The following is a 20,999-nucleotide window of genomic DNA, read 5'->3' as shown; positions in this document are numbered from 1 at the left end:
TTATCAGACGAGGACTTCGAGCTATTCTTGGCGGACTCAGCTTGGCAGGATATTCAACGGAAATTGAGTATGTCTCGGCAGCAGAGCTTGGAGCGGGTCATCAGAGACTCAGACTGTTTATCGTTTCCTACCCTGACGAGCAACGTATCCTCTACCAGCAGACCCGCTGGTCAAACCAAATGCGAGAAATGGTTCAAAGACAACGGGTTAATTCCCAATGGTTCACAGTTAGGAACACAGGCGATCGCCTTAACAATGGGCTTTCCGTCGAGTTGGTTCGAGGATCTAAGTCAACCAAACTCCAACCAGACGAATACACTGAGCCAAGCAACACCCCAGGCAGAATCAGAGCAAGATACCTGGCAGGAAGAACCGTTACACCAGGACAAGCAGCGATCGCTCTCCGTCGAGTCCTCTTCCTCTCAGAAATTACTGGAGGGTAATGAAAAATTACTAGAACATGAGGAAAACAATCATTCACCATTGGGTTCAGAAGTTTTACTGGGGGGAGAAAAATTACTAGAACATAAAGAATCAAAACGTTCATCACCTAATCAAAAGATTTCTATTCCCTGTTTGGTAAAGCAACCCAAACAACCCGAAGCTAGAGGGATTATTCAAAAAGATTTGGGCGATCGCTTTCTTGTAAATGTAGGTGATGAAATAATCTCTGTCTCTAAGCTCTTTGTCTATCCCGATTTCTCTGAAAGTGTCGGACAAACTGAAAATAACCCTAGGAAAAACTTAACCCCCAGTACAAACAGCCCTAGGAAAGTACGACGAAAAAGAGGACAAGGGAACGGTTCTATTTATTACCGTACTGTAACCAAAAGCGGTAAAGAGTACCCGGAAGCTTACTATCACTGGCAAGAGAACGGTAAAAAGCGGACTAAGTACATTCCCAAAAGGTTACTAACTAGGGTCGAAGAGGCAGAATCACTCAAGCTTCCTGTTAGTGACATCTTGGTTTTACTGGGGGGAGATAAGAAAAACCCTAGGAAAAGTTCTAGCACTTCATCTGCTCGTGTTGAGGAAAAACTCAATGATAGTTTTGTCGAACAAGTGTTGGAAACTAATGATTTAAACCCTAGGAAAAATACACCCCCCAGTAAAAGACGACGAACCAAAGGGAAGGGTAGTGGTTGGATCGAATGTAAACCTATAAAAAGGAATGGCAAGGAGTACCAGCAGTATTGGTATCACTATGAGGAGTGGCAGGAGGGCGATCGCCTGATAAAAAAGTCACGTTATATTCCCAAGCGGTTATTGTCACGAATTGAGAAGATGGAGGTTGAGAAAGTATCTGTGAGGGAAATTTTAGAGGTGTTGGGGGTTGAGAGGTAGGGCGATCGCCGCTTTAAATCAAAAGATGACCATTACTTCTCACAGGGTTGTCACCCCGTCAGGGGAAATCAGACAAGTTGCGATCGCGACACGAGCGAAGCGGGAGGACAGGCGATTGCTAAAATCCACAAATGAAGAAAAAAAGGGGGACGAACCCCCGAGAGAAAACTAGCGCACGACAGGAACAGAGACAACCCAGACCGAGCCAGAGACAGAACACCAGCCAGGACGAACCGCCACCGCAAAACCAACCAAGCGCGAGCAAGCCAGAGCAAAAGCAGCAGCAGCAGAACGAGACACGAACTCAGCCCAGACCACCGAACCAGAAAAGGAACGCACGGAAGAACGCAAAGACCAGGAACAGCAACCGCCAGACAACGCCAAACCGACAACGCGACGGAAAGGAACGGACACGCGAGCAGAACCAAAACCAACAAAGAAAGAAGAACGCACGGGACAAACCTCCCAAAAAAACGAAAAAAGAACCCCCCCTACGTAGCGGCGGCGATCTAGGCAAAGGGCGATCGCAGACATAAATCTGAAACGCGAAGCAACCATAAAATCTGTCTGCGTCGCTGTTGTATTACCCTTTGCCCAATAAATAATCCGCGCAGCGACATTGTTATTTCGCCGACGCTATACTGGGATGGCTGAAATTCGACACTAGGACAAAATCCGAACCGCGTAGCGGTCTGCCCCTTGGGGGGCAATGGGGGGATTTCCAACTGACAGCCCGCGAAGCGACCGCATAGAATACGCGCGATCGCTTCGTATAGATTCAATAATTACTAACAGAAACTCAAGCTAAAAGCCTAAAAAAAATACCGAAGGACGACTTTTCTCAATGGCGCGATCGCATGACCGAGATTGGTGGCGATCGTCATACGCTGAAGCGATCGCGCTTTAAAACCTAAAAACTCTAACTGCTGAGAGCGTCGATTCCTACAAACTCAAGCCCTAGCCCATAAATATTTAGATTACAATAAAACTACACTGGTTCTTAAAAACAAACGTATGTGTATGCGTGACTTGAAAGCACTTAAAGACCCGTTGTTGTTTGTAATACTTTTCACTTTTTTCCTAAGAATGATGATAGCCAATGGGATTAATATCCCTAAAACATTCATCTGTTTGTACACACCTAGAATTTTTTATCAAATAACAGGTAGCGAATACTGCCATTTGGAAAACCTAACAAATCATCAATCATAAGCCACTATAGTTTTTTATCTGGCGATCGCTATTTTCTCACTGATTCCAAATACCCAACTTATCCTCTTTAGCTATATCTTCTGCCCATCCTAGTGCTTCACTACTCAAACAGTGACTAGAATTCTGTCTATCATGTCTAGCCATGCCCTTTTGTACCATCCAAGTATTTAGGTGAAACTGCGACTCAAAATCAGGTTTTAGTAATACCCAGGCTTCATAAGTTTCCCCTCTTTTCTCAAGTTCGACCGTACTATCACCTCTATCAATTAGCGATCTTAAGTAATCTCTAGCTTCCTCTCCCGATGCTGAAATGCCACACAGCTTAATGGTTTTAGTCTCATCATCGCGAACTACGGTAAAGCGATTGGCTCTGCCAGTGCGCGGAGCGCAATCGCCTTGTCGTGTAAACCGCTATTACATCTCTACACGGAAACTGCAAACTCAAAGGCATTGCCAGACAAATCTAGATCGCTTACGCCTCGGACAAAGCTAACCAGTTCGGGAGCTTGACCTTCAGCCGTGTAAAAGATTGCAGTTCCCAAACTAAACCCTTCTATTTCTTCTAATCGATAGTCCTCAGCACTCCCATGCAGCCGAATTACATCGGCTTCGTCGAGGTCGAAATCCCGAATCAGTGCCATATCCTTCAAACCCACCGTCTGGGCAATACCGTCATCGTAATAAACTTCTAAAGCATCTCCCAGGACGAAGGTATCACTTCCCTTGCCGCCTTTGAAGACATCATATTCACCTTTTCCAGGAGTAAGGGATTCGACGCTAACCCCAATCAGAATATCATTGCCGTGTCCGCCTTTGAGTCGATCGCTACCTTCCCCAGCAATCAAAACATCATTGTCATATCCGCCAGAGAGGCGGTCGTCACCTTCCCGACCAAAAAGCTTGTCATTGCCGCGATTGCCTCGGAGAAGATCATCCCCATCTTCTCCAAATATTCTGTCGTTGCCGTTGTCTGCTCGAAGACGATCGTTATCGTTGTCACCTACAATTAAATCGTCTTGAATGGGGGCAGCAAAAGCTAGACCAAAGGGATTGAGACCATTAACGTCAACCGAGTCGAGCAACATCGGACGGGTAGGATCGTCTAGAGAGTAGAAGCTAACCTGACTGGCTTCCGAACCAGAATGAGTTATAAATAGCCTCTGTCCATCTCCAGTCAACCAAACATTATGGGGAGTAGAAAACGGGGTATCAACGCCGTCAAGATCGCCCACAATTTCATTAGTGCGAGTATCGATCGCAAACAACCCATTGGAACCCCCACCAGGTAAATTGGTAGTGTAGAGGTATCTGCCATCGAGACCGAAATCGATACCATGAACCCCTGGTTGCTCGATTGAGTCAACTTTGACTAACTCCGTGCCTCTGCGATCGAAGACATCAATACGATTGCTATTCTGAGTAGGGACGTACAATAAATTGCTTTCTGGTGCCAAAGAAAGGTGTAGATCTTTGCCTACCTCTACCGTATCGAGAATCTCAGAGGTTTGGGTATCAATTTTTATTAATAGGTCAGAGTCGACATTATCCTCACGGATGACGGTGACGTAAGCATAAAGCCCAGAAGGATCGAGGATAACATCGTGAGGTATAGAATTTGTCCCGATCGCTGCTTCGGGCAATTGGACTTTGGTAGTTTCGTTTGTTTCTAACTCGACGACGGTCAAGGCAACGTCAAGGTCATTAACTACCCACAAATGCTTCTCTTGGGGATCTACCCACATGTGAAAGTTTCCCGCACCTGTTTCGACAGTGCGAGTGACTTCGTAGGTAGTTTGGTCAAAAAAGACAACTCGGTTATTAGCGCGATCGCCTACAATAATTTCATCGGTGCTGAGTAGGTGATAGACGTACATAGGTTCTGGAGTCTTTTCTCCTTCGCCAAAAGGCAAGTCTACCGTTCTCAGTTCTTCTCCTGTTTGAGAATCCAAAATGGATATATTGCCCGAACCACGATTGGCGATAACAATTTGTCCATTATTTGTTTGAATAGTAGCCGTGTCATCAATTTGAAGTGCCATAATTAATCTCCTTGAAATGGAAGTGTTTTAAAACCAAGTTCATCTTTGTGCTGGTTTGCTTGAATCTACAGCACCATGAGCAGCGAGCGCTTGATGGTCGCGATCGTTTATCTCTTCTAAGAGTTTAAGTTGGGAAAATTGGCGGGCTCCTCGCTCCGTTGGCATCATCATCGCTTTGGATGGCAATAAATCTTGAAACAGAAAGGTACTCAAGTAACGCTCCCCAAAGCTAGGCTGTATCGTGACGATTAGCTTGTTGGCATTTTCGGCGCGCTTGGCTACCTGAATCGCAGCGCAGAGTGCTGCGCCAGTGGAGATGCCTGATAGCAAGCCTTCCTCCCTAGCAAGACGACGACTGTAAGCAATCGCGTCTTCATCTGTCACCAAGATGACTTCATCTAGTAAGTCAGTCCGCAGTACGGGAGGTACAAAGCCCGCTCCCAGCCCTTGAATCTTATGAAAACTAGGTCTGCCGCCAGACAGTATAGGGCTGCTTTGAGGTTCGACGGCAATGGCTTTGAACTTCGGCTTACGTTGCTTGATAAATTCAGCTATGCCTGTAATCGTGCCACCTGTTCCCACGCCTGCCACCAGAATGTCTATTTGTCCGTCTGTATCTGCCCAAAGTTCTCTAGCTGTGGTTTCGTGATGAATGTTAGGATTAGCAGGATTTTGAAATTGGTTGGGCATAAAACCATCGGGCAACTCCCGCAGGATTTCTGCTGCACGGATAATCGCTCCTTTCATTCCTTCTCTTTTAGACGTTAGAACTAACTCTGCTCCATAGGCTCGCAGCATAACACGCCTTTCCCGACTCATAGTCTCAGGCATGGTTACGATTAATCGATAGCCTTTAACCGCTGCTACCATTGCTAGGGCAATGCCCGTGTTACCTCCTGTTGCCTCTACCAAAGTGGTTTTTCCAGGCTGAATTTCTCCTGCATCTTCTGCTGCTTGAATCATGGCAATCCCAATTCGATCTTTAACTGAGCCTGCGGGGTCTGACGGGGTGACAACCCTGTGAGAAGTCAGACAGTGTAGGGAACAGAGACAACCTATGGTAAAAAAGATTCGGTCAGTTATTGAGAATCCGACCGAACCCTAAAAAATGTTAAACCAATTGTACCGCAATCATCTTTCACGTTATCTGAGTGATGACCAACTAATTACTTTGGAAGTGCTGGTATACCTTATCCAGACCTACAAACAAGTAAAGATAGAAAGACTAGCTGCATACTTCCCTTTACCAATTAAATATGAGAGCCGTCGTCGCCGAATCCAAAGGTTTTTGAAGTCCTCAGCTTTATCAGTTTCGTTAGTCTGGTTTCCCATAGTCAAAGAAGTAGTTCAAAAGAAATTCTTGCCAGACCAGACAATTTATCTAGTCTTAGATAGAACTCAATGGCAAGATAAAAATCTGTTCATGGTTGGAGTAGTGATGGCGAAAAGAGCTTTGCCTATATACTGGCAGTTTCTAGAGAAGAAAGGAGCCAGTAACTTCGCTCAACAAAAAGCCATATTACGTCCAGTATTGAAGCTGTTTAAACAACACCAAATCGTTATTTTAGGAGACAGAGAATTCCAGAGTGTTGAACTAGCTAAGTGGCTGACCCAGCAGCAGGTCTACTTTGTGCTTCGACAGAGAAAGAGTACGAAGATAATGGTAACTCAATTAGGTTTTACTCCCTTAAAAGACCTAGACGTTAATCCAGGAGACCAACGGTTTTATCAAGAAACTAAAGTCACTCAACTGCATCAAGTTTCGGGGATTTATTTAGGGGTCTATTGGCGACGTATTTACCGAGGCATGGGGGCAAAGGAACCCTGGTATCTGCTGACAAATTTACCCAATTTACCTGAAGCTGTCAAAGCCTATAAAAAGCGCGTAGGGATTGAGGCGATGTTTAAAGATTGCAAGTCAGGTGGCTACAATCTCGAGGGGTCGCAAGCTCAGATTGAACGCCTTACTCGTCTAGTTTTGCTCATCGCCATTGCTTACACTCACTCGGTGTTCAAAGGACATACTCTTAGCCTTCGAGGTCAGTCTAAATACATCGGTCGCCATCGAAAAATTAAACAATCTTTGACTCGCAACAGCTACTTTTGGCTTGGTTTATATGGTAGTAGCTGGCTGGTTTCATTTACCTTGATGAAGGAATGGATAAACAAATTGATGTGGCTCAATCTCAATAAGCTGCCTTTTTACCAGAGGGGTCTACGAGCTATGTTTATTATCCAGCAATCTTTCTAGCTCCCTTGTCACCCCTTCAGCTGCGGGGTTTATCCCTTCGAGCTTCACCAAAATCCGCCCCACACATCCCTCAGCCTGGGGAATTCGGTTGAGATGTACCAGTGGTGTGTGACCGATTAATTGAGTAATATTACGAGCAATTTGCATGACTGGCATCTCCTGAATCTTGAGGTGATGAGTAAAATGGCGGGGCTTAGATCGTTAGAGTAAGTCCTGTATAAGATTGAGCCCTTACCGCTCCAAGTGACCTCGTTTAAAGGGAATTAGCATCGATACTTGGTGGCGATAGTCGGCATAGGTTTGACCGTAAATCTTCAGTAGATCTCGCTCTTCAAGCTGAATGGCAACCAGAATGTAGGCAGTCGTAACCAGAGCAAAGACTAGATGAGCTAAAGTCATCGTGGGTGTAGCCCAGAAGGCAAATAACCAACCAACATACAGAGGATGACGTACCAGTTTGTAAGGACCTGGGGTGGCGAAGTGTAGTTGGGAGTATTCCTGACCAATGAGGTAGAGATATACTTGGCGTAGCCCAAACAAGTCAAAGTGGTTAATTAAGAAAGTTGCTATCAATACCAGCAGCCAACCAAAGGCAAACAGAGAATAAAATATAGCCTGACCAAAAGAATTTTGGACATTCCAGATCGTGATTCCCATAGGCTGCCAGAAGTAAAACAAAGCAATCAAGCATAGACTAGAGAATAGAACATAGGTGCTCCGCTCAACGGGCTTAGGTACAATCTGAGTCCACCAGCCTTTGAACCCTGGTCGAGCCATGAGGCTGTGCTGTAGACCAAAGATTGCCAACAAGCTAAAGTTAATCAAAAGAGCATTACTTAACCGAATGTTAGCAGCCGAGTCAATCGACCGAGGTACTATCAAATTGCCCACAAATCCAATCGCATAAAGGAATGTGACCAAGAAAATTCCATAGCAGACAATGCCATAGATAAACGCACTGATGCGAGCAAATTTACTATCTTTTTCGTGTTTAATAGAAGGTACTACCATAGGTTTCTCCAATGTTTCGAAGGAATTCTATCTATTAGGTTGAGGAGTCATACGTAGATAAGATTTAATTTCCGTAACACCTTGAGGGAACTTCTGTTTGGCTGTCTCAGTCGGGATAGAAGGTGCTACCACCACATCTTCTCCATCCTGCCAATCTACGGGGGTAGCCACGCTATAATTATCCGTCAGTTGCAGCGAGTCAATAACCCGCAGGATTTCCCGAAAATTGCGCCCCGTGCTGGGTGGATAGGTGATAGTCAAACGTAATTTCTTTTGTGGATCGATAACAAAGACAGTTCGCACCGTAACTTTGGCATTGGCATCGGGATGAATCATGCCATAAAGGTCAGAAACCGACTTATCTACGTCAGCAACTATGGGATAATTGACGGTGGTGTTTTGAGTCTCGTTAATGTCATTAATCCAGCCCTTGTGAGATTCGGTATCGTCAACGCTCAGGGCAATGACCTTAACGCCACGTCGCTCGAATTCGGGCTTGAGTTTGGCGACGTTGCCCAGTTCGGTAGTGCAAACGGGAGTATAATCTGCTGGATGGGAGAAGAATACTACCCAACTATCTCCCGCCCAATCGTAGAAATCGAGCTTACCTTGAGTAGATTGCTGTGTAAAATTTGGTACTGTATTGCCGAGTTGAAGCATGATAATGACCTCTTAAAATGTAAAAAAGCATAAACAGAGTTTTGATAAGGGGAGGACTCGATACAAATTGTCTCAAGTACTTATTGCCTCCTATTTCCAAAATAATTAGGATTTTTGTAGTTGTCGTTGCAGGAAAGTTATGAAGATCGGGCAGTTAGTTCTGAAAAGTTCAGGTAGGATTGTAGTACGAGGTTTATTAAAGAGCGGTCGTGTTGGAATCAGAAGAAATACTTGCTATTGCCAATGCAGCCATTTTTGAAATAGCTGAGCGATATCTCAGTGACGTAGAAGCTGCGATCGTTACAGGTGCGATCGCCGATCGCACCTACGAACAAATTGCCGAACAATCGAGCTACTCGATAAGCTATGTCAAGCGGGATGTGGGTCCTAAACTCTGGCGTTTACTCTCGAAGGCATTGGGAGAAAAAGTCAGTAAAACCAACTTTCGACAAGCCTTAGAAAGGTATTCAAACCGTCACGAGACAAAACTAACTCTTACTAACTCATCCTTCTCCACCCCCCAGACTTCCCCATCTCGTCAAGATTGGGGAGAAGCGCCCGATGTCTCTTTCTTCTTGGGACGGACTGTCGAACTCAATACATTAACGCGATGGATTTTGGGAGATAATTGTCGTCTCGTGGCACTGTTAGGCATTGGTGGAATTGGTAAAACCGCTTTAGGACTGAAGTTAGCCCAGCAGATTCAAGGAGAATTTGAGTGTGTTATCTGGCGCTGCCTCCGCGATGTCCCACCGTTGAAGGCGTTATTAACTCAAATCGTTCCTCTTATATCCAACCAGCAAGAAACTCGCCCAGAGCTACACCACTTAATGCATTATCTGGGTGCTTCAAAATGCCTGCTAATTCTCGATAACCTCGAAGCAATTTTGCAGCCAATGCAGTTAGGACAATTTCGCTCTGGCTACGACGACTACGGCAAACTGCTGCGACTGGTAGGAGAAACTACCCATCAGAGTTGCTTGATAATCGGCAGCCGCGAAAAACCCCAGGTTATTGCCAGTCGGGAAGGGACAGAATTGTCCGTGCGATCGCTTTCTCTATCTGGCTTGCAAGCAGAAGCCGATGCTTTACTGGTAGCCAAAGGCTTATCGGGTTCGATTGAGGAGAGAAAAAACCTAATCGATACCTACGGAGGCAACCCCCTGGCACTCAAGATTGCGGCTACCTCCATCCAAGACTTATTTGACGGCAACATTGCAACTTTTCTTTCCCAAGGGACGGTAATATTTAATGGCGTGCGCCAACTTCTCGATCGGCAATTTGCTCGTCTTTCAGCAATAGAAAAAACTTTGATGTATTGGTTAGCGATAAATCGCGAATGGACAACGGTGGAAGAATTGCTGGAAGATATCATGCCTCCTGTGTCGCGAAACCGTGTATTGGACGGATTAGAATCCTTATACTGGCGCAACCTGATTGAGAAGCAAAAAGGCAGGTACACTTTGCAGTCAGTGGTGATGGAATATGTTAGCGATCGCCTGATCGAACAGATCGTCGATGAATTAACTACTGGCAAACTTGACCTGTTTACCCGTCATGCTTTGGTCAAAACCACTGTCAAAGAATACGTACGTGACGCTCAATCACGAATCATCCTCAACCCGATTGCTAGGGAATGGAACCAAACTTTTAGAGCCAGTGCTGCTCTTCAGCAGCAAGTGTTGAACCTCTTACAAACCTTGCGACAAATTGACAATCCCCTATCTAACTATGGCGGAGGCAATCTCCTCAATCTCTGCCTCGATCTAAAGTTAAATTTGAGTGGTTTTGATTTTTCAGATCTGAGTATCTGGCACGCTTGTTTGCAACAAGTAGAACTGCACGGAATTAATTTTGCCCATGTCGATTTTACTAAATCTCTATTTACAGAAATTTTTGCCAATATTCTATCTGTAGCTTTCAGTCCAGATGGCAAGCTACTTGCTAGTGGCGATACCCAAGGAAATATTTATTTACGGCAGATGCCCAGCGGTCATATCGTCAAGATTTATCCAGCACATCAAACTTGGGTACGCGGCATTGCTTTTAATCCCGATGGAAAAATCCTTGCCAGTGGTTCCCTAGACTTCACCGTCAAACTCTGGGCTATCTCAACTGGACAGTGCCTCCACACCTTTGAGCACGATGACGTAGCTGGTCGTGTAGCCTGGAGTCCCAATGGTACAATGCTAGCAAGCATCGGCTTTGACCAAACCTTGAGAGTGTGGAGCGCTCAGACTGGAGAGTTACTCAAAGTCCTGCGAGGAAATGCCCATCAGATTGCTTCAGTCGCCTGGAGTTCTGATGGCAAGCTCCTGGCTTGTCCTGGTGGTGACAATACTATTTTACTCTGGGATGCGATCGCGGGCAAGTTACTTAAGACTTTAAGCGATCATGGAGATTTAGTCTGGTATGTGGCTTTTAGCCCCGACGGCAAAACTCTGGCAACTAGCTCTCAAGATGGCACTATTAAACTCTGGAATGTATCTACTAAAGAATGTTATCAAACGATACAGGGCAATTTTGGCATCGTTTGGTGGCTGGCATTTAGCCCAGATGGAAAAACTCTGGTAGGTAGCTCTCAAGATTGGACAGTGAGATTATGGGAAACTCATACGGGACAATGTCTGAAAATCCTACAGGGACATAACAGTAACGTTTGGTCAGTTGCCTTTAGTCCTAATGGAAAAGCTCTCGCTAGTGGGAGTGATGACCAAACCGTCAAATTGTGGGACTCCGCTACGGGAGATTGTCTGCAAACCTGGCATGGATATAGCAGTGCTGTCTGGGATGTAGCAGTGAGCCATAATAGTCAACAGGTAGCCTCTGCCCATCAGGATGGAACGATTCGGCTGTGGAACTCCGCTACGGGAGATTGCCTGCAAACATTGCAGGGACACAGTAGCTTGGTGTGGTCAATAGCCTGGAGTCCCGACGGACAGTTGCTTGCCAGTGCTTCTGAGGATAAAACCGTCAGACTGTGGGATACATACACAGGGCAATGTCTTTATACCTTTGAGGAACATTTGGGAATGATTCAAGCTGTAACCTGGCATCCCGAAGGGCAAACTCTCGCCAGTGCTTCTTTGGATGGCACGGTCAAGATTTGGAACAGCTATACAGGAGAGTGCTTACAAACCTTGGAACATGGACTAATAGTTACTGCTATTGCCTGGAATCGAGAGGGGCAAATTTTAGCCAGTGGTGTTCAGAGGGGGGCGATCAAGCTTTGGGATAGCTATACTGGTCGATGCTTAAAATCGCTCTCAGGACACACCAATGCCGTTTTCTCAGTTGCCTTCAGTCCCGATGGGCAAACTCTCGCCAGTGGCTCCCACGACAACACCATCAAGCTTTGGGACGTAAAGACTACAGAATGCCTCCATACCTTTGCAGAACATACTGATTGGGTTTGGTCAGTCGCTTGGCATCCCAATGGAAAACTGCTTGCCAGTGCTTCGCAAGATGGTACAGTTCGGGTGTGTTCTCTACAAACTGGGGAATGCTGCCAAGTCTTGCAAGGACATAGTAGTGGTGTGCGATCGTTAAGTTGGAGCCCTGATGGACAATGGCTGGCTACTTGTAGTATGGATGAGACAATCAAACTGTGGCATCCCCAGACAGGTGAGTGTTTCAAAACCCTAAGGGCTAAACGACCTTATGAAGAGATGAACATTACTGGGATAACTGGCGTTACCGAAGCGCAACGAGCTACTTTACTGGCATTAGGAGCCATTCAAACCAACAATCTGTAATGCTAATTCGGGTATCTTTTCTGAGCCTATATGACGCGAATGATAAGACTCAATACCTACTTCTCAAAAAGTTTATAATTGCTTATCCTATATCTAGCGTTTTACAGGTAATCTCGGAAGTACATTTATATCTAGTTAAAATTACTTTTAACAAGCTAGAGCGCGATCGCCGCACTACGATACAATAATTTCCGTTCCTCGCGATCGCCAGATATCATGCCAATAGATTCGAGACTTTACCCCGACAATTGGAAAGAACTAGCTCTGACAGTAAAAGTAAGCCGAAACTGGTGCTGTGAATGCTGCGGCAAGCGGTGTTATCGTCCAGGGGAAAGACCAGAAGGTTTGACTCGCTCGGAATGGACGGCAGATATTCTTCAGGTACACCATCGCAATCACGATACCCAAGATAATCGAATAGAAAACTTACAGTCTGTCTGCGCGGCTTGTCATTTAAGCTTACACAGAAGCAGATATAGCAGCGTTAGTGAAGGTCAACTATCGTTGTGGTAAGGTGAACTACTCTTATTAGATACTATCACAATTATTTTCATCCAAAGTGCCCGTAGGATCGCCAGTGTAATCGCCCGTCCGCATGATGCCTATCCCTGGACTTACAACCATACATCTCTGTTGGTTTGTACCGTTAGCCATCGATACGACTAATACTGCTGAAGTGTTGGTAGTTCCCTTGTGAGAGAAACTAACTGTCGTTACGTTCGAATTAAGTCTGACATTCTCATCCAAATCTCGATTACTCAAGAGACAACCACCAAAAACACCATCATCATCTTGAATGCCATCTGACGAATCATCGATATTAACAGTACAAGTATTACCATTACGAATTGCCTGTCTTTGGGCTTCTTTAATCGCTCCTTCTACTTCACCCAAAGCAGAATTAACTCGGTTGCGATTGAGTAATCCCAGTAAGTTTGGAGAGGCTATTGCCGCGATAACACCAACTACGATCGCGGTGACAATCATCTCAATGAGAGTAAAACCAGTATTTCTTTTACGAACAGAATGGAACGACATTAGCAATAATAAATAGTTGATTTGTTAGTTAGTAACCAAAGAATTTGATTTAGTTAGATTAAGTTAATGGAGTCAGTTTATCTTGGGAAAATTGCTATTTATTAGCTTTTCGGTAGTCCCAGGGTGCTTGAGGATTACCGTTCCAAACTCCCACTCTTTCTTCTCTCGCTAACCGTTCGGCAAGAACAAATTGTTCTCGACTGGGACAGCTATCGGAATATCTTTCGTAGTGCCAAGCATAGCCATCTCTGACCATCTGGAGGTTGAGATTGATTGCCGAACTCCGTCTATCCTGAGTGTAAACTTCAGCTACAGTTCTTCCATACCTGTCCTTCTCTACGGGTAGGAGTAGCAGTTTGCCGTTAGCTTGTTCGACGAGCGATCGCAGGTAATCTCTAGACTCGATTCCGAGCTTCTGTTTCTTCTCAGGTGCATCGATGCCACAGAAGCGTATTTTCAGTTCTTCCTGTCCCCGAACCACTCTCAAGGTATCGCCATCATAGATAGATCCTGGCTTGAGTTGCCATTCCTCGTACTTTTGCCCATTTTCTACGGCTGTAGGTTCGACTGAGGTTAGAGATTGCTGACTGTTTTTATCTAACTGAGAGTAAGCGGCAAGTCCCAAGCCAATAAATAGAGCTATGGCGTTGAGAAAGGGTTTGAGTTTCATTACTAGATTGGGAGTTAGAGAAGATAGTATTACTGTTCCCCGATCGCGCTGATAATCATTCCTCGCTCTTTCTAATCCAGCGATCGCCTCTCACCTGCCAATCTTTATCGGATGGTATCGGATACATCGGATAAGCTCGATAGTATCATTAGATGAAACCCAAGCAACTAAGAAAGCGATAACAAAGAAGTGAGACAATAAAATTAAAAGGGGAAGCTTCCCAACAACCAACTCGTGCTACCCAGAGCGTCTTGCGCCGACGCGGGTTTACTCGCCAAATCAGTAAAGCTTCCCCAATGGTTAAAACCTAAATTAAGTATAACAATGAGCAACATCCAGATAGAAACAGATCTTAAAGAAATCCTCAACAAATTAGATAGCAAGCTAGATAATCTTCAAAGTGATGTATCCGAGCTAAGACAGCAAGACATTCCCAACATCAACGTCAAGCTGGAAAACCTCAGTACCAGAATGGCTCAGGTAGAAAAAACAGTCGATAAAGTAGCTAGCAACGAAGAAACGATACAAAAAGATGTTTCCGACTTAAAGGGTGCAAAATCTTTAATCATTCCTATCGTGGTTGCTGTTACCACGAGCATTTTAACTTTGATAATTAGAGCAATTCCCATCAGTTAAGGATTACAGACCGATTTAATTCAGGTTGGGTTCGTTTTTTTTAAATGAACTCAACACAACAAAACAAAACAAAACCGATATTCTGTTGTGATATGACCCTTTATACCTATCCGACACTGACTGACGCGAAACAAGATACGGAGTTAATTAGATTGTGGATTTCCCAAAAGTCTACGACCACCCAAAAGACTTATATCACCATTAGTAGGCAGTTTCTCGCCTTTACGGGTAAGGAGCTACATGATGTGAAGCTAGAAGATATTTTATTGTGGCTAGAATCGTTTCAGCTTCGTGGCAAGAGCCAAAATACCATTAACAACAAACTAGGAGCAATTAAGTCTCTGTTTAGCTTTGGGGTAAAGACGGGTTATCTAGCGACTAATCCAGCATCGATGATTAAGACCATTAAAGCTAAAGATGCTCTCAACGAAAGGATACTGCAAGGGGAAGAGGTTAAAGAGTTAATTAACGCAGCTTCTACAGAACGCGATCTGCCTTGCAGGTACGCAGAGCGTAATCGCCTTATACTCATCCTCTTATACATCCTGGGTTTGAGAATCTCTGAGTTAGTGGGTTTGAACTGGTCTGATTTTCAACCAACAGACGAAAGCGTAACAGTAACTATCTTTGGTAAGGGTCATAAAACCAGGACATTACTAATAACTCATCAGTTGTGGTCGGAATTAAAGCAGCTTCCTAGAAGTGATAAAACCGAAGCGGTGTTTTTATCTCGCTTTGGCAATCGCTTAGACCGTCATGCCATTCATCGGTTAATTAAGAAAGCGGTCGAGAAAGCAGGGATTAATCCCCATACTTCGGCTCACTGGCTGCGTCATGCCCATGCCTGTCATAGTTTGAATAATGGTGCGGGAATCGATTTGTTGATGAAGTCTTTAGGGCATAGTTCCTTGGCAGTTACTTCTCGTTATCTGCACGTTCAGCCGAGTGAGTGTACCAGTAAGTTTATCGATTTAGATTGAGGAGAGGGCGATCGCTTCAATACTTATTCTAAATTTGTTTTGTAGCAGCTTTTTCTAAACGTTCGGTTTCGCTTTCTGCCTGTTTGAGTAAATCATCCCAATTATCTGGTGGATTGTCGTTGTCCAGCATTTTCTTGAAAACTAAATAAGCGTCAGTGTTGCTACCATAGGCTCTCTTAGAATTTTCGTCATTTACCCAAGCGTAGACAATGATTTTTTCCTTTAGATGATATCGAAAAAACAATCGATATTGTTGAAAGAACTTTGCTCTAAACCAATGTTTATAATTGTTTCCTAATGTCTTACCTTGACGATATTTATTCACAGTAGGGTCTTGAGGAATTTCATCAAATGCTAGCTTGACTATGGCAGCTAAAAGTTTTGTCGGCTTTTTGCTTTTATACTTACTGGGGTACTTCTTACGCAAGCCTTCAACTTTTGTCAAAAGTGCTTCAAACTGTTCTACAAAAAGAGAATGGGCGTATATTTTCCACCCATTTATCACTATTGGCTGACCTGTAGGCAAGCTTATTCATCCTCATCTAAAAGTGGTGCATCAAGATCGATATCAACGCCTCCTACTAGAGATTTAGCGTGATTAACCATGTCAGAGCTAACTGCTTGAATGTGTTCGGGGTTATCTTTCATGTCTTTTGCTAAAAAGTTCAAAAAGCTGCCCAAAACAGGATCGCTTTCTGTCTCTTCGACGACGCGAGAAATTACTACTCTATTATCAGATTCAATGGTGTAGAGAATTTTATCACTTCTGTTTAAATTAAGTGCTTTACGAACGGGAGCAGGAATTGTGGTCTGATAACGTTGGGTAAGAGTAGATTCAGAGCAAGGGGGTGTTAGTGTTGTATTCATGGCTACCTCTGAATTTATTGATTAATTTTCTTTAGAGGAATATTTATTTTTTTATGGAGTACTATTTATAGTAATGCAATTGCATTGTCTTGTCAAACCCGATCGCCCTACTTCCCATCCCGAATATCCAGCGTCACTTCAGCAGTAATACTTCTCTCGTTCTGTCCGAGTATCTTCACCCTCCTAACTTTCCCCCGATAAGGAGAATAAACAGAGGTTAACTGCTCCAGTTCCTCATCCACCTTATCTAGTTGAGTCTGTAGCGAGTTTATTTGCTCCTGCTGCTTCTGTAATGAGGTTTGATAGTCAGATACTTTAAGAGAGTGTTCGTACTGCTGTTTTTGGTAGTTAAGTTTAGCTTCATCCAGTGCTGCGATCGCCCGTTCCACATTAATTGATGCTGCTAGTTCCTGGCGTTTGAGTTCTGCTAGCTGTTGTACTTTCTCAGACTCGAATACCTGAACGTGCCAGGGGTCTTTGTGGTAGAACTTTTTATCGAAGTTATTTATCTGACGTGCGATCGCATCTAAATTAAACTGAGCCTGTTTGAGTGCTGCCAGTTCTGACTGAAACTTAGGTACTGGGACGGGTTTTAGTTCTTTGAGGGGTAATCTGGCACGAGCGAGAGAAGCTGCTAATCTCTGCTTCTTGGCTTGTAGTTTGGTGCGTTCGGTAGTGCGATCGCTGATAATATCCCCTACATTAATTCTTTGCCCTTCCTCTACCTTCAAGTCTGACAGTTGGTTTAATACTAGGGTGATGGTGTGACGATTGCGTTTATAGGTAGTTTGTTGTTCTGTGACTGTTGAGTTTGCCTGTAAGTTGGTATTATTGGCATTGAGAAAAGCATAAGCCCCAATGCCTAAAAGTAAGTAGCCCAATAGTTTATAAGTTCTCTTCATCACAGTTCACCATAGTTGGTCATCTGCTTTTGTCATAGCCTATTGGGTGGGTTTTGGGTGTAATTTGGGTTCGGGGACGGGCGATCGCACATAGATTTAATATATTTAGTTGTCTTTGTAATGTTGATAATCTACACTACGTTGCTTAACACTTTTAACAAAATCCAAAGCTTTTAAGCTTTTAAATAGGCAAATAATCAAAGTTGAACTACCTTGACCTCAACCGTCCCAATCGCATACTGTTCTCTCAACGGCGCGATCGCGTTTTGGAAGAATAATTTTCACCAGTGCATCTGGGGTGGTTGTTCATCTCCCGTCCAGTGACAAAGAAATTCTCGAAAGCTTACAATGCGTTCATTTTGCACTTCAAACACATGAGTCCATCGGTTTTGAAATGGTTCACCCGAAGCCTTATCTATCCCTGTTTCTTCGCCAATTACAATTACTGTCATCTCATCCTCGAAAAATTTTCGGGGTTCAAAAGAATCAAACTCCCAACTGTTTCCGAGTATGTCCAGAAATTGATGTACACCGCTAATGCCTCGAAAAGCTTTGCACTTCTCTAGTGTCGAAGGACCATTGACAACCCACTCAATATCTTCTGAGCAAAGTTTGAGAAACCCATCAAGATCCCCTTGGGCAAAACGCTCATAAACTTGTTTTACTATCTCAAGAGCTGCCACCATTTTTTTACTCCCGATCTACTTTACTATCTAGTTAACTGTTGGTTGCACTATCTTTACATCTATCGTACCGACGGCGTATTGTTCATTAAGAAATAAAATCGCCCTATCCAACTTACAATAATCAAACCTAATCCTATTCCCACTTAAAACAGCCGTAGCCATTTGATTAGACTCGATCGCTATCTTCACATCTTCAGGGAAATCTACCGTTAGTTCTCCATTTAAGTAGATGTCAGCATCGGGATAAGCCTGTTGTAGTTGTTCTAGTGGTTCTACGGCATCCTCATCATTAAAAGTAAGATTTAGAATCTTAGTCGTGGCAGTTTCCCCGACGGTAGTTGTCACTTTGCTAGTAATTATCTGCTCTCCAGTCTTGTAAACTCCCTCACCATCGGTAACGATAAACTCATTACCCTCATTGCCAAGAATTAAATACTTACCATCTGCTGAAGTGCGATCGCTTGCCCAGAAACCTTGGATATTCGCATAAACCTTATTGGTGCTGGCATTCTCGTTATAGACTTTGATGATGCCGTCTCTCAATCCTAGATTCTGACTGACTTTCTGAGTTATTCCGCCACCATTGGCGATCGTAATTCCCAAACAGAGGAGGGCGATCGCAATACCCAATACCCACAGTTCGCCAGCACCACCAGTCTTAAGTCTCCGTCGGGGATTGCTGACACTAATTGCCCAGGCTGGTTCGGGGTAAAATAACTGCACTCCCTGTTTGGTAAAAGTATCTGAGAAACACGCCAGGAGATGACCCAACGGTAGGGCAATTAAAGCAAAGGTTTTTAAGCGCAAAAAGTAACCCCCCAGTAAACTAAGAAGGGCGATCGCTGCTGTAGCTAACAGTGAATGAGTAATACTTCTATGGGGAAACCTGTCTTCGATCCAACTGCTAATCGGAAAGAAGATTTTACCGATGGTTGATGTAGTGGTGTCTAGGTCGGGAAGCTGCGAACCAATGATAGCTAGTCCCAACGGTAGAGGTTCGGCTGTTCCTAAGATTAATGAAGTTCCTGCTGCTGCAATAGCACAATGTGTTACGCTCATCATAAGTGGTAGAGAGTGGAGTTACTTTACCAGTTTGAGTTTTGGTAGGCGCGATCGTCAGTTATTTAGTTCACTTTACTAAATTTACACATTTTAATGTTTATTTTACTGCCGAACGTAAAGTACTAAAAAACTTGAGAAGATTAATATGTTATGACTTCAAAGCTAATATAGAAAATCTGTCTTTTTAAGCAAATATGAAAAATAAAAAATACTTTTTTTTTGGGTTATAGTATTTCAATTATTGATATCCAGGAACTTTATAAGTCTTGGTCAAAACCCTCCTATTTCCTCTCCAGGAAAGCCAATAATCTTAACTGATAGAGAATATTTTTTATCCATTGCAGTATTGGTTTTTGGGCTTGTGATTATATTACTTGAATTTTTTCTATTAATAAAAAGACAAGATACTCCACAAAGCATATTATTAATAATTGTTACAACACTAATCGTAATTGCTGGACTATTCATAATTACCGCAGGCTTAACCACTGAACAAGTTGCCCCTGCTTTTGGATTATATGGAGCAATTGTAGGATATCTTTTAGGCAGAGAGTCATCTGCAAGTTAAATATCAGCTTTTTAAAACCATGAAAATAATTAATTACAACACTAAATCAACTTTTATATATTTGATTATTTTTATTTTTTTATGTATTAAACAGAGTTTTTTTTCGGTTCAAGCATCTCCAAATCCACCAGTTAAATCAGATCCTCTTGGTTTTGGTCTTATAAAGCTAGGATTATCTACGGTTCAATATCTAAGAAAGCATGATGGTTATCCTGAAACTATCAGTATAGAGATTAGTAGTGATGGAGATGATTGGAGTGAATACAGCATTAATTCTGGACGAATAACTGAAATTTATTGCGATCACTATAAATTCATTAAAATAGAAACAACTTCTGAAAATGAAACAATTCAATCAAGTTATGATTTGAGTTGTCAGGCAAGATATGAAGTAGTTTGGAATTCTGAAAACAATAAATGGGACATTAACTTGTTAGTAGCAGAAAAATAGCCTAAAAAATAATAGTTTGACTTACTGCCCCAACCTCTTCCTCGCACCTTTGACACTACCTAACTGCTTCAACGCCATTCCCGTTACTAAACAAACACCACCAGTAATATAAAGTCTCTTATTACCAGTTCCCATACCCACAAAGCGCACGATACCAAAAGCCATCAGTGCAGCAATAATTATGGGCATAATCACCACATACTGAGTATGTTCTGGTTTATCCTGCTTCAGTCCTAAAGCTTCATTCTTGATAATCTTCCTCGCCAACATCGGGTTACGTCCTGCTAACGGCTGTAACTCTGCCAGTCGAGATTTACTAATCTGTAGTCCTTGTTTTTGGGCTTCTGCTGCCATCACTTCTCTAATATGGCGATCGCTCGGCAATTCTAACTCAATCTCCAACATATCGAGAAAGATGTCTTTACCAGGATTGGCGACGGCAAAACATACTACTCTCACACCAGCACTAATCATGTCTTCTAGCCAATAGCGAATACTGGTAGTCAACCTCTTAGCTTCGGGGAAAATGAGCAGGGTATCTTCACCACTGTTAGCTAGTATTTCCTCTTTGAGAGCATCGACGGTCATCGGTTTATCTCGCTCGTCTTCAGTGGGACAATCTAACTGCATGGCGATTGCGATAAAGAACTTTTTGAGTGAGCCTTTATAGGTAGCGATTGCACTATTAAACTCTCCCGACATCTCCTCATGCAAAGCTAGGGCAAACTCACCCTTACCCGTTCCCGCTTCCCCTAATACTAGGACTGAGTTACCCGCACGAACCGCAGCGCCAACTTTGTCAAATTCTTCCCCTAACGGTACTTAAACAATTTAAACAGACAAAATAAGATAGAATACCTTTGCTGA

At 43.5% G+C, this 20,999-nt stretch carries 23 protein-coding genes and 3 pseudogenes; 9 read left to right on the top strand and 17 right to left on the bottom strand.

Annotated features, from left to right (window positions below; all coding sequences use genetic code 11):
- A pseudogene (locus tag ACLFKQ_RS28175) lies at nucleotides 1–443 on the top strand (DNA cytosine methyltransferase); the annotation flags it as partial.
- Nucleotides 444–483: 40 nt separating this feature from the next.
- The gene (locus ACLFKQ_RS28170) at nucleotides 484–1,344 is read left to right on the top strand and encodes a hypothetical protein (protein WP_449002948.1); all 861 of its coding nucleotides are present in this window, start codon (nucleotides 484–486) and stop codon (nucleotides 1,342–1,344) included.
- A gap of 168 nt (nucleotides 1,345–1,512) precedes the next feature.
- Here the strand turns inward: ACLFKQ_RS28170 and ACLFKQ_RS28165 are convergent, their stop codons facing one another.
- The 5 genes and pseudogenes from ACLFKQ_RS28165 to cysK form a co-directional block, all read right to left on the bottom strand.
- The gene (locus ACLFKQ_RS28165) at nucleotides 1,513–1,902 is read right to left on the bottom strand and encodes a hypothetical protein (RefSeq protein ID WP_449002947.1); all 390 of its coding nucleotides are present in this window, start codon (nucleotides 1,900–1,902) and stop codon (nucleotides 1,513–1,515) included.
- Nucleotides 1,854–2,126: a hypothetical protein gene (locus ACLFKQ_RS28160; RefSeq protein ID WP_449002946.1), complete on the bottom strand. Its 273-nt coding sequence runs from the start codon at nucleotides 2,124–2,126 to the stop codon at nucleotides 1,854–1,856. Before ACLFKQ_RS28160 ends, ACLFKQ_RS28165 begins: the two co-directional genes overlap by 49 nt.
- 466 nt (nucleotides 2,127–2,592) lie before the next feature.
- A complete protein-coding gene (locus tag ACLFKQ_RS28155) occupies nucleotides 2,593–2,868 on the bottom strand; it encodes a thermonuclease family protein (protein ID WP_449002994.1) in 276 nt (91 codons plus the stop codon).
- A 110-nt stretch (nucleotides 2,869–2,978) separates the two neighbouring features.
- Nucleotides 2,979–4,595, bottom strand: coding sequence for a beta-propeller fold lactonase family protein (locus tag ACLFKQ_RS28150; protein WP_449002136.1), 1,617 nt, complete (start codon nucleotides 4,593–4,595; stop codon nucleotides 2,979–2,981).
- 180 nt (nucleotides 4,596–4,775) lie between these two features.
- Nucleotides 4,776–5,654, bottom strand: a pseudogene (cysK, locus tag ACLFKQ_RS28145) (cysteine synthase A); the annotation flags it as partial.
- Between the two features lie 49 nt (nucleotides 5,655–5,703).
- Between cysK and ACLFKQ_RS28140 the strand changes: the two are divergent.
- Nucleotides 5,704–6,846 (top strand): IS4 family transposase, encoded by a 1,143-nt coding sequence (locus ACLFKQ_RS28140; protein WP_448998311.1) that lies wholly within the window; start codon nucleotides 5,704–5,706, stop codon nucleotides 6,844–6,846.
- A gap of 18 nt (nucleotides 6,847–6,864) precedes the next feature.
- On the opposite strand, the pseudogene ACLFKQ_RS28135 reads toward ACLFKQ_RS28140, so the two are convergent.
- The 3 genes and pseudogenes from ACLFKQ_RS28135 to ACLFKQ_RS28125 all read right to left on the bottom strand — a co-directional run.
- A pseudogene (locus tag ACLFKQ_RS28135) lies at nucleotides 6,865–6,993 on the bottom strand (cysteine synthase A); the annotation flags it as partial.
- A gap of 84 nt (nucleotides 6,994–7,077) precedes the next feature.
- Nucleotides 7,078–7,857, bottom strand: coding sequence for a methanethiol S-methyltransferase (gene mddA / locus ACLFKQ_RS28130; RefSeq protein ID WP_449002945.1), 780 nt, complete (start codon nucleotides 7,855–7,857; stop codon nucleotides 7,078–7,080).
- A 27-nt stretch (nucleotides 7,858–7,884) separates the two neighbouring features.
- On the bottom strand, nucleotides 7,885–8,520 hold the full coding sequence (locus ACLFKQ_RS28125; RefSeq protein ID WP_449002993.1) for a peroxiredoxin: 636 nt from the start codon (nucleotides 8,518–8,520) through the stop codon (nucleotides 7,885–7,887).
- Nucleotides 8,521–8,726: 206 nt separating this feature from the next.
- Between ACLFKQ_RS28125 and ACLFKQ_RS28120 the strand changes: the two genes are divergently transcribed.
- Genes ACLFKQ_RS28120 through ACLFKQ_RS28110 form a run of 3 tightly spaced genes read left to right on the top strand, consistent with a single transcriptional unit; the run spans nucleotide 8,727 to nucleotide 12,785 of the window.
- Complete coding sequence (locus ACLFKQ_RS28120; RefSeq protein WP_449002944.1) at nucleotides 8,727–12,272, top strand: WD40 domain-containing protein; 3,546 nt, start codon at nucleotides 8,727–8,729, stop codon at nucleotides 12,270–12,272.
- Entirely contained in the window at nucleotides 12,272–12,460 is a 189-nt protein-coding gene (locus ACLFKQ_RS28115) for a hypothetical protein (protein WP_449002943.1), read from the top strand. Before ACLFKQ_RS28120 ends, ACLFKQ_RS28115 begins: the two co-directional genes overlap by 1 nt.
- Before the next feature lie 28 nt (nucleotides 12,461–12,488).
- Nucleotides 12,489–12,785, top strand: coding sequence for an HNH endonuclease (locus ACLFKQ_RS28110; protein WP_449002942.1), 297 nt, complete (start codon nucleotides 12,489–12,491; stop codon nucleotides 12,783–12,785).
- A 15-nt stretch (nucleotides 12,786–12,800) separates the two neighbouring features.
- Here ACLFKQ_RS28110 and ACLFKQ_RS28105 read toward each other — a convergent pair whose 3' ends face one another.
- Together ACLFKQ_RS28105 and ACLFKQ_RS28100 are read right to left on the bottom strand one after the other, a co-directional pair.
- Nucleotides 12,801–13,310, bottom strand: coding sequence for a pilus assembly FimT family protein (locus ACLFKQ_RS28105; protein ID WP_449002941.1), 510 nt, complete (start codon nucleotides 13,308–13,310; stop codon nucleotides 12,801–12,803).
- Between the two features lie 94 nt (nucleotides 13,311–13,404).
- Nucleotides 13,405–13,980 (bottom strand): thermonuclease family protein, encoded by a 576-nt coding sequence (locus ACLFKQ_RS28100; RefSeq protein WP_449002940.1) that lies wholly within the window; start codon nucleotides 13,978–13,980, stop codon nucleotides 13,405–13,407.
- A 324-nt stretch (nucleotides 13,981–14,304) separates the two neighbouring features.
- On the opposite strand from ACLFKQ_RS28100, the gene ACLFKQ_RS28095 reads away from it, so the two are divergent.
- Together ACLFKQ_RS28095 and ACLFKQ_RS28090 are read left to right on the top strand one after the other, a co-directional pair.
- Nucleotides 14,305–14,616: a shikimate dehydrogenase gene (locus ACLFKQ_RS28095; RefSeq protein WP_449002939.1), complete on the top strand. Its 312-nt coding sequence runs from the start codon at nucleotides 14,305–14,307 to the stop codon at nucleotides 14,614–14,616.
- Nucleotides 14,617–14,708: 92 nt separating this feature from the next.
- Nucleotides 14,709–15,596, top strand: coding sequence for a tyrosine-type recombinase/integrase (locus tag ACLFKQ_RS28090; RefSeq protein ID WP_449002938.1), 888 nt, complete (start codon nucleotides 14,709–14,711; stop codon nucleotides 15,594–15,596).
- Nucleotides 15,597–15,624: 28 nt separating this feature from the next.
- On the opposite strand, the gene ACLFKQ_RS28085 is transcribed toward ACLFKQ_RS28090, so the two are convergent.
- From ACLFKQ_RS28085 to ACLFKQ_RS28060, 6 genes are all read right to left on the bottom strand, one after another.
- Nucleotides 15,625–16,122: a type II toxin-antitoxin system YhaV family toxin gene (locus ACLFKQ_RS28085; protein ID WP_449002937.1), complete on the bottom strand. Its 498-nt coding sequence runs from the start codon at nucleotides 16,120–16,122 to the stop codon at nucleotides 15,625–15,627.
- Between the two features lie 2 nt (nucleotides 16,123–16,124).
- Nucleotides 16,125–16,463: a type II toxin-antitoxin system PrlF family antitoxin gene (locus ACLFKQ_RS28080; protein WP_449002936.1), complete on the bottom strand. Its 339-nt coding sequence runs from the start codon at nucleotides 16,461–16,463 to the stop codon at nucleotides 16,125–16,127.
- A 107-nt stretch (nucleotides 16,464–16,570) separates the two neighbouring features.
- Complete coding sequence (locus ACLFKQ_RS28075) at nucleotides 16,571–17,365, bottom strand: hypothetical protein (RefSeq protein ID WP_449002935.1); 795 nt, start codon at nucleotides 17,363–17,365, stop codon at nucleotides 16,571–16,573.
- A 281-nt stretch (nucleotides 17,366–17,646) separates the two neighbouring features.
- Complete coding sequence (locus ACLFKQ_RS28070; protein ID WP_449002934.1) at nucleotides 17,647–18,051, bottom strand: nuclear transport factor 2 family protein; 405 nt, start codon at nucleotides 18,049–18,051, stop codon at nucleotides 17,647–17,649.
- Nucleotides 18,052–18,078: 27 nt separating this feature from the next.
- The gene (locus ACLFKQ_RS28065) at nucleotides 18,079–19,113 is read right to left on the bottom strand and encodes a metal-dependent hydrolase (RefSeq protein WP_449002933.1); all 1,035 of its coding nucleotides are present in this window, start codon (nucleotides 19,111–19,113) and stop codon (nucleotides 18,079–18,081) included.
- A 270-nt stretch (nucleotides 19,114–19,383) separates the two neighbouring features.
- The gene (locus ACLFKQ_RS28060) at nucleotides 19,384–19,602 is read right to left on the bottom strand and encodes a hypothetical protein (protein WP_449002932.1); all 219 of its coding nucleotides are present in this window, start codon (nucleotides 19,600–19,602) and stop codon (nucleotides 19,384–19,386) included.
- Nucleotides 19,603–19,700: 98 nt separating this feature from the next.
- Between ACLFKQ_RS28060 and ACLFKQ_RS28055 the strand changes: the two genes are divergently transcribed.
- Nucleotides 19,701–20,132 carry a hypothetical protein gene (locus ACLFKQ_RS28055; protein ID WP_449002931.1) on the top strand — a complete coding sequence of 144 codons (432 nt, stop codon included), beginning with the start codon at nucleotides 19,701–19,703 and terminating at the stop codon, nucleotides 20,130–20,132.
- 21 nt (nucleotides 20,133–20,153) lie between these two features.
- Here the strand turns inward: ACLFKQ_RS28055 and ACLFKQ_RS28050 are convergent, their stop codons facing one another.
- A complete protein-coding gene (locus tag ACLFKQ_RS28050; RefSeq protein WP_449002930.1) occupies nucleotides 20,154–20,834 on the bottom strand; it encodes a hypothetical protein in 681 nt (226 codons plus the stop codon).
- Between the last annotated feature and the right edge of the window lie 165 nt (nucleotides 20,835–20,999).

The organism is Myxosarcina sp. GI1(2024) (genome assembly GCF_053543375.1).
The sequence above is the reverse complement of the archived record's forward strand: the minus strand, read 5'-3'. Positions and strand labels throughout refer to the sequence as shown.

Excerpts from the sequence above, each read along its gene's own strand:
- ACLFKQ_RS28050 (WP_449002930.1), bottom strand. The coding sequence starts at position 20,834 with ATGTCGGGAGAGTTTAATAGTGCAATCGCTACCTATAAAGGCTCACTC.
- ACLFKQ_RS28105 (WP_449002941.1), bottom strand. The coding sequence starts at position 13,310 with ATGTCGTTCCATTCTGTTCGTAAAAGAAATACTGGTTTTACTCTCATT.
- ACLFKQ_RS28075 (WP_449002935.1), bottom strand. The coding sequence starts at position 17,365 with ATGAAGAGAACTTATAAACTATTGGGCTACTTACTTTTAGGCATTGGG.
- ACLFKQ_RS28150 (WP_449002136.1), bottom strand. The coding sequence starts at position 4,595 with ATGGCACTTCAAATTGATGACACGGCTACTATTCAAACAAATAATGGA.
- ACLFKQ_RS28055 (WP_449002931.1), top strand. The coding sequence starts at position 19,701 with ATGAAAATAATTAATTACAACACTAAATCAACTTTTATATATTTGATT.
- ACLFKQ_RS28080 (WP_449002936.1), bottom strand. The coding sequence starts at position 16,463 with ATGAATACAACACTAACACCCCCTTGCTCTGAATCTACTCTTACCCAA.
- mddA (WP_449002945.1), bottom strand. The coding sequence starts at position 7,857 with ATGGTAGTACCTTCTATTAAACACGAAAAAGATAGTAAATTTGCTCGC.
- ACLFKQ_RS28100 (WP_449002940.1), bottom strand. The coding sequence starts at position 13,980 with ATGAAACTCAAACCCTTTCTCAACGCCATAGCTCTATTTATTGGCTTG.
- ACLFKQ_RS28065 (WP_449002933.1), bottom strand. The coding sequence starts at position 19,113 with ATGATGAGCGTAACACATTGTGCTATTGCAGCAGCAGGAACTTCATTA.
- ACLFKQ_RS28090 (WP_449002938.1), top strand. The coding sequence starts at position 14,709 with ATGACCCTTTATACCTATCCGACACTGACTGACGCGAAACAAGATACG.
- ACLFKQ_RS28165 (WP_449002947.1), bottom strand. The coding sequence starts at position 1,902 with ATGGTTGCTTCGCGTTTCAGATTTATGTCTGCGATCGCCCTTTGCCTA.
- ACLFKQ_RS28140 (WP_448998311.1), top strand. The coding sequence starts at position 5,704 with ATGTTAAACCAATTGTACCGCAATCATCTTTCACGTTATCTGAGTGAT.
- ACLFKQ_RS28115 (WP_449002943.1), top strand. The coding sequence starts at position 12,272 with ATGCTAATTCGGGTATCTTTTCTGAGCCTATATGACGCGAATGATAAG.
- ACLFKQ_RS28095 (WP_449002939.1), top strand. The coding sequence starts at position 14,305 with ATGAGCAACATCCAGATAGAAACAGATCTTAAAGAAATCCTCAACAAA.
- ACLFKQ_RS28110 (WP_449002942.1), top strand. The coding sequence starts at position 12,489 with ATGCCAATAGATTCGAGACTTTACCCCGACAATTGGAAAGAACTAGCT.
- ACLFKQ_RS28070 (WP_449002934.1), bottom strand. The coding sequence starts at position 18,051 with ATGGTGGCAGCTCTTGAGATAGTAAAACAAGTTTATGAGCGTTTTGCC.